This window comes from Thalassospira povalilytica (assembly GCF_002844235.1).
Lineage (GTDB): Bacteria > Pseudomonadota > Alphaproteobacteria > Rhodospirillales > Thalassospiraceae > Thalassospira > Thalassospira povalilytica.
On sequence record NZ_PGTS01000005.1, the window covers coordinates 271,671 to 286,198 of the forward strand.

At 55.3% G+C, this 14,528-nt stretch carries 14 protein-coding genes; 10 read left to right on the top strand and 4 right to left on the bottom strand.

Features of this window, described 5'->3' with window-relative positions:
• Positions 1–157 precede the first annotated feature (157 nt).
• From CU041_RS14915 to CU041_RS14950, 8 genes are all read left to right on the top strand, one after another.
• On the top strand, positions 158–742 hold the full coding sequence (locus tag CU041_RS14915) for an LOG family protein (protein ID WP_068517525.1): 585 nt from the start codon (positions 158–160) through the stop codon (positions 740–742).
• 196 nt (positions 743–938) lie between these two features.
• Positions 939–2,009 carry a cytochrome-c peroxidase gene (locus CU041_RS14920; protein WP_101247516.1) on the top strand — a complete coding sequence of 357 codons (1,071 nt, stop codon included), beginning with the start codon at positions 939–941 and terminating at the stop codon, positions 2,007–2,009.
• A gap of 260 nt (positions 2,010–2,269) precedes the next feature.
• Positions 2,270–3,055, top strand: a complete 786-nt coding sequence (locus CU041_RS14925; RefSeq protein WP_068517523.1) for a DeoR/GlpR family DNA-binding transcription regulator — start codon at positions 2,270–2,272, stop codon at positions 3,053–3,055.
• Positions 3,052–4,173, top strand: coding sequence for an ABC transporter ATP-binding protein (locus tag CU041_RS14930; RefSeq protein WP_101247517.1), 1,122 nt, complete (start codon positions 3,052–3,054; stop codon positions 4,171–4,173). Before CU041_RS14925 ends, CU041_RS14930 begins: the two co-directional genes overlap by 4 nt.
• Before the next feature lie 16 nt (positions 4,174–4,189).
• Complete coding sequence (locus tag CU041_RS14935) at positions 4,190–5,455, top strand: ABC transporter substrate-binding protein (RefSeq protein ID WP_101247518.1); 1,266 nt, start codon at positions 4,190–4,192, stop codon at positions 5,453–5,455.
• 100 nt (positions 5,456–5,555) lie between these two features.
• Positions 5,556–6,440: a carbohydrate ABC transporter permease gene (locus CU041_RS14940; RefSeq protein WP_456154835.1), complete on the top strand. Its 885-nt coding sequence runs from the start codon at positions 5,556–5,558 to the stop codon at positions 6,438–6,440.
• Positions 6,437–7,285: a carbohydrate ABC transporter permease gene (locus CU041_RS14945; protein ID WP_101247520.1), complete on the top strand. Its 849-nt coding sequence runs from the start codon at positions 6,437–6,439 to the stop codon at positions 7,283–7,285. Before CU041_RS14940 ends, CU041_RS14945 begins: the two co-directional genes overlap by 4 nt.
• 207 nt (positions 7,286–7,492) lie before the next feature.
• Positions 7,493–8,473 carry an EamA family transporter gene (locus tag CU041_RS14950; RefSeq protein WP_101247521.1) on the top strand — a complete coding sequence of 327 codons (981 nt, stop codon included), beginning with the start codon at positions 7,493–7,495 and terminating at the stop codon, positions 8,471–8,473.
• 362 nt (positions 8,474–8,835) lie between these two features.
• Here the strand turns inward: CU041_RS14950 and CU041_RS14955 are convergent, their stop codons facing one another.
• Positions 8,836–10,437: a DHA2 family efflux MFS transporter permease subunit gene (locus CU041_RS14955; protein WP_324789716.1), complete on the bottom strand. Its 1,602-nt coding sequence runs from the start codon at positions 10,435–10,437 to the stop codon at positions 8,836–8,838.
• Positions 10,437–11,540, bottom strand: coding sequence for an HlyD family secretion protein (locus CU041_RS14960; protein ID WP_068517516.1), 1,104 nt, complete (start codon positions 11,538–11,540; stop codon positions 10,437–10,439). The genes CU041_RS14955 and CU041_RS14960 overlap by 1 nt, the downstream gene beginning before the upstream one ends.
• Before the next feature lie 95 nt (positions 11,541–11,635).
• Here CU041_RS14960 and CU041_RS14965 point away from each other — a divergent pair, with 95 nt between their 5' ends.
• Entirely contained in the window at positions 11,636–12,274 is a 639-nt protein-coding gene (locus CU041_RS14965) for a TetR/AcrR family transcriptional regulator (RefSeq protein ID WP_068517641.1), read from the top strand.
• 128 nt (positions 12,275–12,402) lie between these two features.
• On the opposite strand, the gene CU041_RS20665 is transcribed toward CU041_RS14965, so the two are convergent.
• Together CU041_RS20665 and CU041_RS20670 are read right to left on the bottom strand one after the other, a co-directional pair.
• On the bottom strand, positions 12,403–12,573 hold the full coding sequence (locus tag CU041_RS20665) for a hypothetical protein (RefSeq protein WP_170310255.1): 171 nt from the start codon (positions 12,571–12,573) through the stop codon (positions 12,403–12,405).
• Positions 12,574–12,649: 76 nt separating this feature from the next.
• Complete coding sequence (locus CU041_RS20670) at positions 12,650–12,991, bottom strand: hypothetical protein (RefSeq protein ID WP_170310256.1); 342 nt, start codon at positions 12,989–12,991, stop codon at positions 12,650–12,652.
• 11 nt (positions 12,992–13,002) lie between these two features.
• Between CU041_RS20670 and CU041_RS14975 the strand changes: the two genes are divergently transcribed.
• The gene (locus CU041_RS14975; RefSeq protein WP_101247523.1) at positions 13,003–14,217 is read left to right on the top strand and encodes an NADP-dependent isocitrate dehydrogenase; all 1,215 of its coding nucleotides are present in this window, start codon (positions 13,003–13,005) and stop codon (positions 14,215–14,217) included.
• Positions 14,218–14,528: the final 311 nt, after the last annotated feature.

The window sequence follows — 14,528 nt, forward strand, 5'->3', positions numbered from 1 at the left end:
AAATACGGCGCAATAGCGTCATTGAAATTTAAATTGCTGTCATGCGGAAATTCCTGACCTCTTGGCGATTTGATCGGCTATGTTCAAATTCCGTACGGGGCGACAGCACCAAAATCGCCCCGCTACCTGCGAAATAAGAAACAAAAGGCAGGTCGCCATGACTAAAGTAAAATCAATCTGTGTATTCTGCGGCGCTTCGAACGGGAAAAATCCCCAGCATATGGAAAATGCCATCACCTTTGGCAAAATGATGGCTGAACGGGGCATCGCGCTGGTTTATGGCGGGGGCCGTATCGGCCTTATGGGGGCTGTTGCCGATGGCGTCATGAAAAATGGCGGCGAAGTGATCGGGATCATCCCCGAACATCTGCATGATATCGAAGTCGGTCATACCGGGCTTTCGGAACTGATTGTCTGCAAATCCATGCATCAGCGCAAAGTTGAAATGTTCCGTCGTTCCGATGCCTTTGTGACGCTGGCCGGCGGTCTTGGCAGCCTTGATGAAGCATTCGAAGCCATGACCCTGCGTCAGCTTGGCATTCATGACAAACCGATGGTGTTCCTGAATGCGCTTGGCTATTGGGACAAGTGCTTTGACATGATTGACGGCATCATTGACGAAGGCTTTGCCCGCGAAAGCCACAAGAATCTTTATACCGTCGCCAACACGCTTGATGAAATCTTTGAACAACTTTCCGCCGAACCGGCACCGAAATTCGACCCGCGCGAAAAGCTTTTCTGATCCGGTCATGCCAATGGGCCGTTTGCGGTCCATTGGCAATATCCGTGATATTACAAGAACAAGACGTAAAATCTCGATTTAGTCAAATTTCAACTAACTTGTTGATATTAAATATTTTTTTGAATCTTGATGTAAATCACCACACGCCGACGTAGAATTTGATCTTGTACTTTCTCCACCAATTGGGAGAGAGAACATGAGACCGCATCAATTTCTCGCGACGATCCTGATATCTGGCGGCACACTGGTTGGCATCAGCAATGCCGCACTTGCCGTTGATCCCGCCCAGCTCCGCGAAAGTGCCAAAGACTATTTCGAAGTCATTCCATCGATGGTTCCCGCCATCGCCGGAAATGCCGTGACCCGCGAAAAAGTCGATCTGGGCAAGAAGCTGTTTTTTGATCCGCGCCTGTCGGCCAGCGCGATCATTTCGTGCAATACCTGTCACAATCTTGGCATGGGCGGCGATGACAATCTTGAAACATCGATCGGGCATGGCTGGCAGAAAGGCCCGCGCAACGCCCCGACCGTTTACAACGCCGTCTTTAACGAAGCCCAGTTCTGGGACGGTCGTGCCGAAGACCTCAAAGCACAGGCCAAGGGCCCGGTTCAGGCCGGGGTCGAAATGGCCAGCACACCCGAACGGGTTGTGACGGTTCTGAATTCGATGCCCGAATATGTCGCACAGTTCAATGCCGCCTTCCCCGGGCAAAACGACCCGGTCACCTTTGACAATATGGCAATGGCGATCGAAGCATTCGAGGCAACCCTGATCACCCCGGCATCACGGTTTGACCAGTTCCTCGAAGGCAATGACACCATAATGACCGAAACCGAGCTGGCCGGGCTTGAACTGTTCATCGATACCGGCTGCGCATCCTGTCACAACGGGGTGAATGTCGGCGGCACCGGTTATTATCCGTTCGGCGTTGTCGAACAGCCCGGGGCCGAAATCCTGCCGCCCGATGACAAGGGACGGTTTGCAGTTACCCAGACGGCGACCGATGACTATGTCTTCCGTGCCGGGCCACTGCGTAACATTGCCCTGACCGCCCCCTATTTCCATTCCGGCAAGGTCTGGAACCTTGAACAGGCGGTCGCAATCATGAGTTCGTCCCAGCTGGGCACGGAACTGAATGATGCCGAAGTCCAGGCCATTACTGCCTTCCTGCATACCCTGACCGGGGAAACGCCAAGCGTTGAATATCCGGTTTTGCCGGTCAGCAGCCCGACAACCCCGAAACCCGCAGCGATGATCGCGAACTGATCATCACGTCCCCCAGAGCCCGGATCGGTTGTCATCCGATCCGGCAACCTCAAGGCCGCCCGCAGCAAGGCGGCCTTTTTTTATGTTCACCCGCACAATCGGCGGGCGCATTTGCACAACAGGCATCAAAAATCCGCATAATTCCGCCAATTCAACGGGCTCTGGCAACATTCATATGAATGTCATGCTTCTGAAATCTTAGTGACAACGAAGCCGCGTATGATCGTTTTTATGTTCAAAGCAACAAATTGAACGATCAAATGAATATTTCTGCACGACAACGCGACATCATCGACATCCTGCGCCGTGACAGCTTTGCCTCGATCGACAAGCTGGCGGCCCATTTTGACGTGACGCCGCAAACGGTCCGCCGCGACGTCAATATGCTGAGCGATGCCAATCTGGTGCGCCGCCGCCATGGTGGTGTTGAATATGCCGGGGAACCGGGCATGAACCTGTCCTATGACAGTCGCCAGGTCACCAATATCGCCGCCAAGCACGCCATATCGCTTCATGTCGCCAATATGATCCCGGACGGGGCATCGATCCTGATCGGGATTGGCAGCACGCTGGAACTCGTCGCACTGAACCTTGTTGAACATCGTCATCTGACGGTGATTACCAACAATCTCAATGCGGCCATGGCCCTTGGCAACAATACCGGCAACCGGATCGTCATTCCCGGCGGGACGCTGCGCCTGCCTGACCGTGATGTCATCAGCCCGGATGCCGAAACGATGTTCAACAATTACAAGGTCGATTACGGCCTGTTCGGGGTTGGCGGCATCGAACCCGATGGCACGCTGACCGACTTTGACCATCGCGAAGTCTCGTTGCGTCAGGCCATTGCCGGCAATTGCCGCAATTCCATCCTTGTTGCCGATCAATCGAAATTCGGCCGCCCGGCCCCGGCCAAGGGCGGACACATCACCGACCCGGACGTGATTGTTGTCGATGGCATCCCCGGCGGGGTGTTCGACCCGCTGTTCAACCGTCAGGACGTCCGCGCCCGTCTGCAAATTGCAAAAAGCGAAACTTCAAAATGACTGCCCAAACGCCTTTCATCCAGATCAGGTCCGTCTCGCGTGTTTTTAATGGCGGCAACGGGGTCCATGATCTGTCCATCGACATTCCGCGCGGCAGTTTTGTCGTGTTGCTGGGGCCGTCGGGCTGTGGCAAATCAACGACACTTCGTCTGATTGCCGGTCTTGAAACCGCCGATCACGGCACAATCGCCATTGATGGCAAGGATGTCACAAACGTTCCGCCATCCAAACGCGGCCTGTCGATGGTGTTTCAATCCTATGCGCTGTTCCCGCATCTGAGCGTTGCCGAAAACATCATCTTTGGCCTCAAGGTCCGCAAAACCGGCAAGGACGAAATCAAGTCCCGCCTGACCGAGGCTTTGAATGTCACCGGGCTTGAGGGATATGAAGACCGCAAACCGGCCGAACTTTCCGGTGGCCAGCGCCAGCGCGTTGCCCTTGCGCGCGCCATTGTTGCCGGGCATCCGCTGTGTCTGATGGATGAACCGTTATCAAATCTTGATGCCAAATTGCGCCATTCGGTGCGCAAGGATATCCGCGATCTGCAACAGCGCCTTGGCATTACGGTTGTCTATGTCACCCATGACCAGACCGAAGCCATGAGCATGGCCGATATCGTCATCCTGATGAAGGATGGCCGTATCGAACAGGCGGGCAATCCGGCCGATCTTTATCTGCAACCGGCCACGGCCTTTGCCGCCGGTTTTGTCGGAAGCCCGCCCATGGCGTTGCTTCCGGCCTCTGCACTTCCCGATGCGGTTATCCCGCCAAAAACCGATGCCGGGCGCCTGACATTTGGCATCCGCCCCGAAGACCTGGTTCTGAGCACAGACACCAGCACGAAGGCGTGGGGCATTTCCGCCACGGTGACCGGCAGTGAATTTCTGGGCGCAGAGACATTTGTCTATGTCGCGATCCCCGGAACATCCGGGGCCACCGCCCGCCTGCCCGGTCAGGTCCATATCGCACCGGGCACACAGGTTTCGCTCAGTTGGGCTGGCGCTGCGGCCCACTGGTTTGGCGAAGACGGTCAACGTCTTGCACCGACGGCGACCCGCGAAGCAGCGCGCGAACCAAATACCTCCTTCGAAACTGACACTGCAATTCCGAGTTTGTAACAGGGAAAACAAATCCATGCGGAACATCGTAACCAGTGCCGCCTTTGCGGCCGGACTGATGGCAACGGCGGTATCACCGGCCTTTGCCGCAACCGAACTGACCATGTATTACCCGATCGCGGTTGGCGGCCCGCTGACCGACGTCATTGACGGCATGATCGAAGGTTTTGAATCCGAAAACCCGGATGTCAAAGTCAATGCCATCTATGCCGGCAACTATGACGATACCCGTCTGCGTGCGGTTTCCGCCCTTAAAAGCGGCGACCCCGCACAGCTTTCGGTCATGTTCTCGATCGATGTCTATGACCTGATCGAACAGGATCTGATTGTACCGTTTGATGACGTTGTCAAAACCGCCGAAGACAAGGAATGGCTCAACTCGTTCTATCCGGCCCTGATGGCCAATGGTGAAGTTGATGGCAAAACCTGGGGCATCCCGTTCCAGCGTTCAACCATCGTCATGTACTATAACAAGGACATGTTCCGCGAAGCCGGTCTTGATCCGGAACACGCACCGGCCACCTGGGAAGAACTGGTCTCGGCTGGCAAGGCCCTTTCAAAAGACGGCAAATGGGGTCTTATGGTGCCGTCGACCGGTTATCCGTACTGGATGTTCCAGTGCTTTGCCATCCAGAATGGCAAGGAACTGATGAGCAAGGATGGCACGGAAACCTATTTCGATGATCCGGCCGTGATCGAGGCGCTTGAATTCTGGCGCGGCCTTGCCACCAAAGAACAGATCATGCCCGAAGGCACGATTGAATGGGGTACGCTGCGTCAGGCCTTTGTTCAGGGCCAGACCGCGATGATGTGGCATTCGACCGGCAACCTGTCGGCTGTCAAACGCGAAGCCAAATTTGATTTCGGCGTTGCGATGCTTCCGAAACACAAACAGCCCGGTTCTCCGACCGGTGGCGGCAACTTCTATCTGTTCAAAAACTCGACCGATGCACAGAAAGAAGCATCCCTTGCGCTGATCAAATACATGACCGCGCCGGAACGTGCGGCGGAATGGTCGATTGCCACGGGCTATGTCGGTGTCACGCCGGACGCCTATGAAACCGATGCGCTGAAATCCTATGCGGCCGAATTCCCGCAGGCCGTTGTTGCCCGTGATCAGCTTGAAGTCGCGATCCCGGAATTTTCGACCTATGACACGGCACGCGTCCGCGAAGGTCTGAACAACGCCATTCAGGCGGCTTTGACCGGTGAAAAATCACCGAAAGAAGCCCTTGAAGGTGCACAGGCCGAAGCAAACCGTCTTCTTCGGGCGTTCCACTAACCCGATCTGCACGCCGAAGCAGGCCCCCAATGCCTGCTTCGGCACTTTTGTTTGTGATTTTGCTTAATCCATTTTGACGGACGTGCCGACCATGAATGACATGGCAAGACTTCAAAAACAAAGGCTTGCGCTTTATGGCTGGATGCTTGCGGCACCGGCCCTGGCATTGATGAGCCTGTTTGCCTTTTACCCGGCCATTGCAACATTCTGGCACAGCCTGTTTACCCGGGGCACGACGCGCCGCCCGTCGGTTTTTGCCGGGTTTGAAAACTATCAAGACCTGTTTGCCGATCCGACATTCGCGACCGTGGTGTGGAACAATCTGATCTATGCCGGGGTGACCATTCCGGTCTCGATCATCTTTGCGCTGATCATGGCGCTGTGGGCCAATGCCCATATTCCCGCCCGATCATTCGTGCGCAGTGCCTATTTCACCCCGACCATCCTGCCGATGATTGCCGCGGCCAATTTGTGGCTGTTTTTCTATACGCCCGATCTTGGGGTTATTGATCAGATCACCGGTTTTTTCGGGGCGTCGCCGACCAACTGGCTGGGGCAGCCCGATACCGCCCTTGCCTCGGTGATTGTGGTGACGATCTGGAAAGAGGCCGGGTTTTTCATGATCTTTTACCTGGCAGCCCTTCAGACCATTCCGCCTGATTTGCGTGAAGCCGCCCGGATCGAAGGGGCTGGTCGCTGGACCTATACGCGCCGTGTGCTTTTACCGCTTTTGATGCCGACCACGATCTTTGTGTTCGTCAATGCGATGATCAATTCGGTCAAACTGATCGACCATCTGTTCATTCTGACCAAGGGCGGGCCGAACAATGCATCCAAACTGATCCTCTACTGGATCTGGGAAATGGCATTTGCCTATTTCGACAGCCCGCATGCGGCTGCGATGACCATCCTTGTTCTTCTGGCACTTGGCCTTGTTGCCGTTGCGCAGTTCCGACTGGTTGAAAAACGGACCCATTACCGATGAATACTGCATTTGCCTCGCATCATGCCAAACGCGCCCTGCCCGATTTTGACAAGGTTCTCGATGCCCTTGGCGCCTGGGTTCTGGCGATTGTCTGGATTTCGCCGCTTCTGTTTGCGACATGGGCGGCCTTGCAGCCATCGGGCACCGCACTTGGTCTGGATTTTTCCAATCCGCTGACATTCGAGAACTTTACCTATGTCTGGAATGCGGTGCCGTGGATTGGCTATTTCACCAATACGGTCATTCTGGTTACCCTGATCCTTGCCGGGCAGCTGGTTCTTTGCACGCTGGCGGGGTTTGCCTTTGCGCGCTTTGAATTCAGGGGCCGCGATACGATCTTTATCCTCGTATTGCTGCAACTTTTCATCCTGCCCGAAGTCCTGATTGTCGAAAACTATGCCATCGTTTCCAAGCTTGGCCTGTTTGACACCGCCCTTGGCATCGGGTTGCCCTACATGGCCAGTGCCTTTGGCATTTTCCTGTTGCGACAGGCCTTCAAATCAGTCCCGGTCGAACTTGAAGAAGCCGCCCGGATCGAAGGATGCAGCTGGATGGGCGTTTTGTGGAAGGTCTATGTCCCGGCGGCAAAGCCGGTCTATCTCGCCTATGCGCTGGTCTCGATCGCCACGCACTGGAACAATTTCCTGTGGCCGCTGATTGTCACCAATTCACCCGACACCCGGCCCCTGACCGTCGGCTTATCCCTGTTCGGGGCACCGGAAACCGGGGTCGATATTTCAGTGATCAGTGCCGCGACCATCATGACCATCGCGCCGCTTCTGATCGCCTTTCTGATTTTCCAGCGCCAGTTTATCCAGGCCTTCCTGCGTGCAGGCATCCGGTAAGGGGGCCTGTTCCCCCGACCCCGTCAAACAATCAGGACACAATACCCCGTCGCGTCCCCAAGCCGCGGCGGGGTTTGCTTTGATCGCGGCATCGTTTTGCGCCACAGGATTCTGGCCGGACTTCTGGTCGGGTTAAATTTCCGTCGTCAAAAACGTGTAATTCATGCATCATGACCCTCGCCATCATAATTTTTAAGAATTCTTCATATGCCTGTCCTGTTCCTGCTGTTTGGCACCACATTCATCTGGGCCATGCTTCTGGTATGCAACCGCATTGCCCTTACCAGTTTTGATATTGATCCCTATGCCATGACCTGCTGGCAGCTGGTCTTTGGCGGGATCGCGCTTGTGCTTCTGGCACCGGGGCGCAGCATCCCGTGGCGGCAATTCACCTTGCCGATCAATTGGGCATATGGATTTTTGCGTGTCATGACCGGGGTTACCTGGACGGCGTCGCTTTTATATATCAGCGCACCGGAAAGCGGCATTTTGTCCCAGACCGGGATGCCGTTGGCCGCCCTTGCCGCGACCTTTGTTCTGGGCCGGGCGCCCGGGCGATATGAATGGTTTGGTCATGCGACCCTGATTTGCGGGGCGCTTTGGCTGGCCTGGCATCTGCCGGGCGGGTTTGGCAATCCGGCGGTATTGCTGATGCTGGCATCCGAGGTCACGGCGATTTCATCATCGGTTCTGGCCGAACTTCATCCCGACAACCAGATCAAGGATACCTGGGCGCATCTGCGCTTTACCGGGGTGCTGTTGCTGATTACCGCATCGATCTTTCTGATTGTGCCGCCCCTGATCGCGCTGATCAGTCCGGTGCCGATCCCCTATATTTCGACCAGCGGATTGTTTGGCACCGAAACGCTGATTGCCGGACTTCTGATCGGGATCCTGTTTCGTGGACCGGCGATGGTGCTGTCGCTCCGATCAATCAAAACCGCCGGCATTGAAAAATACATCCTGTCGACCAGCGTTCTGCCCTTTGTGCTGCTTGGCCTTGAAATGGTCGCGGCACAGTTCGGGCTTACCCCGATGCCGACCCATGACAGTGTGTTCTGGATCTCTTCCCTTCTGGTGATGATCGGGATTATTCAGATAACAGTATCGAAACATCGTCATGCGGCCAAACGCAAGGCACGGGACCGGATCGCGGCGGCGGCCGCAACACCGGAAAATGCAGGCTAGTCTCAAAATGCCGGGGCCCGATCCCTTTGCATTTTTGGCGCATTTTTTGGCACGGCTTTTGGCGCGGTTTTGACCTGTTGCTTTTTGTGTTGTCGATCCCTGCAAGATGCGTATCGCCTTGTCCCAGGGTGGCACCAAACGACTTCCCCGGTCGTTACGTGCCAATCGCATCTTGTCCCTTTCGGAGTCTCCCCCGAAAGGTCGAAACGCCCGGGTCCCCACCCGGGTGTTTCCATTTCCAGAACAAAAATGCCGGTCCCCGGGGGACGGGGACCGGCCAGGCCACACTCGAGCGGGAAAAGCTCGCGGGGTCGGGGGAATGCTTGTGCGGCCTGATTTCGGCTTTTTTGGATCCTTTGTGATCAGTGTGCGTCACCACCGCCACCCGCAGTTGCCCGTGGCGGACGGGCAAGAGGCAACAGCAAAAAGGCAATAAAGAAGGTGGCCGCCATCGCAAGATAGATATCGTTGAATGAAATGATCGATGCTTCGCGGGTCACCAGATTGACGATGAATTTCATTGCAGCGGCCTTGGGATCGGCGATGCCCATTTCCGAATAACGCGCCATCATGGTGGCCAGATATTCCTTGAAGGCGGTGCTGGCCGGATTGATATGTTCGGACAGTAACGAGAAATGATAATCAATGCGCTTATCAAGCAACGTATTGATCGCCGCCATCCCGATAGCCCCGCCAAGATTGCGCATCAGGTTATAAAGCCCGCTGGCATTTTTGATCTTTTCGGGCGGCAAGGTCCCAAGGGCCAGATTGGTCACCGGCAACATACAGAACATCAAAGCAGCCCCGCGCACGATTTGCGGCAGGATCAATTCATTGAATGACACTTCGCTGTTATTGAAACCATGCATGGCAAGACCGGTGGCAAACAGACCAAGCCCGATGCCAAGAACCACCCGTGGCGGATATTTGGCTGTCATTTTCCCGGCGATCGGTGCCGACAGGAACTGCGCAATCCCGGTCACCGCCATGATCATGCCGATTTCAAGACTGTCATAGCCGCGCACACGGCTTAACATCAGCGGCATGATATAGACACTGCCATAAAGCCCGACGCCGAGTGTAAAGCTGAACACGCAGCCCATGGTAAAATTGCGATCGGCAAAGGATTTCAGATCAACAATCGGCTTGTCATAGGTAAACATCCGCCAGAAGAAATAGATGCCGGCAATCGCGCAAACGATGGTGCCATAAATGATCGCAGTTTCATCAAACCAGTCATCTTTCGGGCCTTCATCCAGAACATATTCCAGACTGCCCAAAAACACCGCCATCGCCAGAAGCCCCCAAAGATCAAACCCCTTGAGAAGCGACCGGTCCCCGCGGTCAACGCGCAACGTCATCGCCACCACAGCGGCAATCGCAAGGCCGGGCAACACATTGATCAGAAACAGCCAGTGCCATGAAAGTGACTGGGTCAAAAACCCGCCAAGGGTCGGACCGATGGTCGGCGCCATGGTGGCAATCAGCCCGATCATCACCGATGCGGTGTTCCGCTTTTCGGGCGGGAAAATGATATAGGTTGTCGCAAACACGGTCGGGATCATCGCCCCGCCAAGGAACCCCTGGGCTGCGCGAAACCAGATCATGCTTTCAATCGACCAGGCAAAGGCCGAAGCCACCGACATCACCGTGAACCCGATGGCCGAAATAACAAACAGCCAGCGCGTCGACATCAGCCGCGACAAGAACCCCGAAAGCGGGATCATCACGACTTCGGCAATCAGATAGCTTGTCTGAACCCAGCCGATTTCATCGGGGCTTGCCGACAGGCCGGCCTGAATGTTTTCAAGCGAACTTGCCACGATCTGGATATCAAGGATCGCCAGAAACATACCGACAACCATTGCCACCCAGCCAATCAGCTTGGCCCGGTCGACATGACCGGCATGATCGCCCGCCTGGGGCATGGCAGTCGGGTTACCGGTATTGGTGGCGCTGCTCATCAGTTAAGCTCCGATACTTCCGTTGCCGGAAGCACATTCTGCGCAAGACCGCTGCCCGCCACATGCTGCGACCCGTCAGGATCGCGGGTATCGACATCGACCACCACCGAAAGACCCGGACGCAGGGCAGCCGCCCATTTGCTGTCATCAAGCGAAATACGGATCGGCACGCGCTGGGTGATCTTGGTGAAGTTGCCCGTGGCATTTTCCGGGGGCAGCAGGCTGAATTGCGCACCGGTTGCCGGGGCAAAGCTTTCGACCGTGCCGGTGATATCGGCATTGGGGAAGGCATCAACCGATACCTTGACCTTCTGGCCATGGGCCATGTGTTCGATCTGGGTTTCCTTGAAATTGGCAACCACATACACACCGGGCAGCGGCACCAGTACCAGAAGCTGTTCCCCCGGCTGCACCAGCGCGCCGGTCTGAACCGACCGGTTGCCGACAACCCCGTTAAACGGTGCATAGATTTTGGTATCTTCAAGGGCCTGCATCGCGACATCGCGGGCGGCCTTGGCCTGGGTTACCGCGCGTTCGGCCTCGATCTTTTGTGCGCGCAGCACACCAAGCCGGCCTTTTTCAACCGACAGGGTCGCATTGGCAGCCGCAACCTGTGCCTGTGCCTTTTGGCGATCAGCCTTGGCATAGTCGAATTTCTGACGGCTGGCCGCACCCTTTTGCACAAGATCCTTGTAGCGTTCGTAATCTTCTGTCGTGCGGTCGAGTTCGACCTGGGCAATGCGCAGATTGGCTTCGGCCTGCGAGATCGCGGCTTCCTGCAAGGCGATCTGTTCATCCATGGTCGTCACCGCAGACTGGCGGGCTTCAAGCGTTGCAGTCGCCTGTGCAACTTCAAGCCGGTAATCTTCGTCCTTGATGGTCAGCAACAGGTCGCCCTTGCGCACCGGCTGGTTTTCGGCAACCGCCAACTCACCGACATAGCCCGATACCTTGGGGGAAATGGCGACTTCATCGGCCTGCAAATAGGCATTGTCGGTACCTTCGAAGTACTGACCCTCGGTCACCCAATAGAACCCGTAATATCCACCGCCACCGATAATCGCCGCTGCGATCAGGGGCAGAATGATTTTCTTCACACTCATCGTCTTGGTAAATCCTTTTGGTATTGATCAGTACCATTTGTGTCTTTATGGTACCAATCAGTACCAACCGTCAAGTACCGAATTGGAACAAACGTTTGTCTGAAGCCAAAAAGATCGATCCCAGAACGCTCAAACGCCGCGAAGCCATGATCGAGGCCGCGCGGGAATTGTTTTGCGAACATGGGCTTGCCGGGACGACACTGGAAATGATCACGGCCGAGGCCGGCGGGTCACGTCGCACGATCTATGAGCTGTTTGGCAACAAGGACGGTGTGTTTGAAGCGGTCATTCGCGATTGCACGGGGCGAGTCACATCGATCATGGCGGATCTGGAACTGTCGCAATTACCCCTGCGCCAGGCATTGATCCATTTTGGCGAAACATTGATGACGCTTCTGACCACGCCCGACACCATCCGGTATATGCGGCTGTTTTTATCGGAAGTTCCGCGTTTCCCGCATCTGGGCAAGGTGTTTTATGAAAGCGGCCTGATGACCGGTCGGCGGATCATCACATCCTTTTTCGAACGCCAGATGGCAGAAGGCAATTTTCCGAAAAACGATCCGAAACAGGCGGCTGTGTTCTTTACCAGTCTGCTCAAGGCGGATTACGATTTCCGGCAGATGACCTATGTCGGCTGGGAACCGCAGGCCAAGGATTTGCATGCCCATGTGATTGCCGCAGTTGACATGTTCCTGCGCGGTTACGGGCTTGATCCCCAAAAAATGGAATAACCCCAATTGCGGGTTTGACATTCGGGCCAAGACATCCGGCAACATGGCCCCCCGACCCTGTTTTGCCATCTGTTGTGTGCCCTTTTTCTGATTGTGCCTGGCTGATTGTTCCTTGCGGGCTGTCCGGCTCAGAACAAGGTCAGCAAGCGATAGGCAATCGGACCCAGCATGGTGACAACCCCAACCCACATCAGGGCAACGCCCCAATTCTGATTGCGGTTGTTAAAGCCGAACCCCAACAGACAAAAGCCGATCACACATACGACAAGAATGATGATGTTTTCGGTCGTCATGATCATGTCTATCCCCTTTTTTCTGATGTGACGATATCGGAGTCTTGGTCTGTTTCCCGTCACGCCATCACTTTAGACCTGTTTAAAGGACGGCTTCCTTGATCCTGATCACAGGGGGCGTGAAAATGATTGCACGACACATTTTCAAATCCCCCGAACCGGTTTTTGAAAAAGAACCGCGTAAATCACGGACAAACTTACCCTTTTTCACACGCTCAAAGCGCGCAAAACCGGCGCTTCCGCGCGCAGAAAGCGGCGATTTCATCAAAGAAAGTAATGATGTTGCGTCGCCCTCTTTGATTTTCTGGTGGCTTCCTGTATGTTGCGGGCTCCCGACGCGGCCAGGGCGCTCCCTCGCGCGCCGGAAGACAAAGATTAACCATCTTGAATGGCAGCCGCGCTGCAAGTCGGCAGCGGCCAGCAAGGGAGTATTCTATGAGCAAGATTCAAGTTAAGAATCCGATCGTCGAACTTGACGGCGATGAAATGACCCGGATCATCTGGGACTTCATTAAAAACAAACTGATTCTGCCGTATCTCGACGTTGACCTGAAATACTACGATCTTTCGGTTCAGAAACGTGACGAGACCGACGACCAGATCACCATTGATGCGGCAAATGCCATCAAGGAACACCGCGTTGGCGTCAAATGCGCAACCATCACCCCCGATGAGCAGCGCGTCGAAGAATTCGGCCTGAAAAAGATGTGGAAGTCGCCGAACGGCACCATCCGTAACATCATCGGCGGTACCGTTTTCCGTCAGCCGATCATTTGCTCGAACGTTCCGCGTCTGGTTCCGGGTTGGACCCAGCCGATCGTTATTGGCCGTCACGCATTCGGTGACCAGTACCGTGCGACCGACTTCAAGGTTCCGGGCGCAGGTAAACTGACCATCAAGTTCCAGCCGGCAGACGGCGGTGAAGCCATCGAACACGAAGTCTTCGACTTCCCGTCTTCGGGCGTTGCGATGTCGATGTATAACCTTGACGATTCCATCAAGGGCTTTGCACGGGCTTGCATGAACTATGGTCTGTCGCTCGGTTGGCCGGTTTACCTGTCGACCAAGAACACCATCATGAAAGCCTATGACGGCCGCTTCAAGGACCTGTTCGAAGAAGTCTTCCAGGAAGAATTCGCCGACAAGTTCAAAGCTGCTGGCATCACCTACGAGCACCGCCTGATCGACGACATGGTTGCATGTGCGATGAAATGGAACGGTGGTTTCGTTTGGGCTTGTAAGAACTATGACGGCGACGTTCAGTCCGACACCGTCGCACAGGGCTTTGGCTCGCTCGGCCTGATGACCTCTGTTCTGATGACCCCGGATGGGCAGACCGTCGAAGCAGAAGCTGCACACGGCACCGTGACCCGTCACTACCGTCAGCACCAGCAGGGCAAAGAAACCTCGACCAACCCGATTGCGTCGATCTTTGCCTGGACCCAGGGTCTTAAGTACCGTGGCGAATTCGATGGCACCCCGGAAGTCGTCAAGTTTGCCGAAACCCTTGAAAAAGTTTGCGTAGACACCGTCGAAGCCGGCTTCATGACCAAGGATCTGGCCCTGCTGATCGGCCCGAACCAGAAATGGCTGACCACCACCCAGTTCCTCGACAAACTGGACGAAGGTCTGAAAGCTGCAATGGCCTGATCCATCTGATCAGACTGGCAGTTTGCCAAAATAAAGAAGCCCCTGCCGGGAAACCGGCAGGGGCTTTTTCTTTGTCTTGTCGTCTTGCGCGCCTCAGCCTCAGCCTCAGCCTCAGTCCCAGACCCAGACCCGGCCCCCACTCCGGCCACGCTTGCAGCAAGTACGTTTGCCCGCAATGGCGGAACGAAGCGATTGCGTCATTCATAAAATCAATCAACAATAGATTATTACGTTACGAAAGACTATCATCCGCATATGTTCATCGACGGGCAACACGAGCCTTGAATGCGCTGTCATTGGCATGATGAACA

Coding starts and splice junctions, on each gene's coding strand:
- CU041_RS14915 (WP_068517525.1), top strand. CDS start 158: ATGACTAAAGTAAAATCAATCTGTGTATTCTGCGGCGCTTCGAACGGG.
- CU041_RS14920 (WP_101247516.1), top strand. CDS start 939: ATGAGACCGCATCAATTTCTCGCGACGATCCTGATATCTGGCGGCACA.
- CU041_RS14925 (WP_068517523.1), top strand. CDS start 2,270: ATGAATATTTCTGCACGACAACGCGACATCATCGACATCCTGCGCCGT.
- CU041_RS14930 (WP_101247517.1), top strand. CDS start 3,052: ATGACTGCCCAAACGCCTTTCATCCAGATCAGGTCCGTCTCGCGTGTT.
- CU041_RS14935 (WP_101247518.1), top strand. CDS start 4,190: ATGCGGAACATCGTAACCAGTGCCGCCTTTGCGGCCGGACTGATGGCA.
- CU041_RS14940 (WP_456154835.1), top strand. CDS start 5,556: ATGGCAAGACTTCAAAAACAAAGGCTTGCGCTTTATGGCTGGATGCTT.
- CU041_RS14945 (WP_101247520.1), top strand. CDS start 6,437: ATGAATACTGCATTTGCCTCGCATCATGCCAAACGCGCCCTGCCCGAT.
- CU041_RS14950 (WP_101247521.1), top strand. CDS start 7,493: ATGCCTGTCCTGTTCCTGCTGTTTGGCACCACATTCATCTGGGCCATG.
- CU041_RS14955 (WP_324789716.1), bottom strand. CDS start 10,437: ATGAGCAGCGCCACCAATACCGGTAACCCGACTGCCATGCCCCAGGCG.
- CU041_RS14960 (WP_068517516.1), bottom strand. CDS start 11,540: ATGAGTGTGAAGAAAATCATTCTGCCCCTGATCGCAGCGGCGATTATC.
- CU041_RS20665 (WP_170310255.1), bottom strand. CDS start 12,573: ATGATCATGACGACCGAAAACATCATCATTCTTGTCGTATGTGTGATC.
- CU041_RS14975 (WP_101247523.1), top strand. CDS start 13,003: ATGAGCAAGATTCAAGTTAAGAATCCGATCGTCGAACTTGACGGCGAT.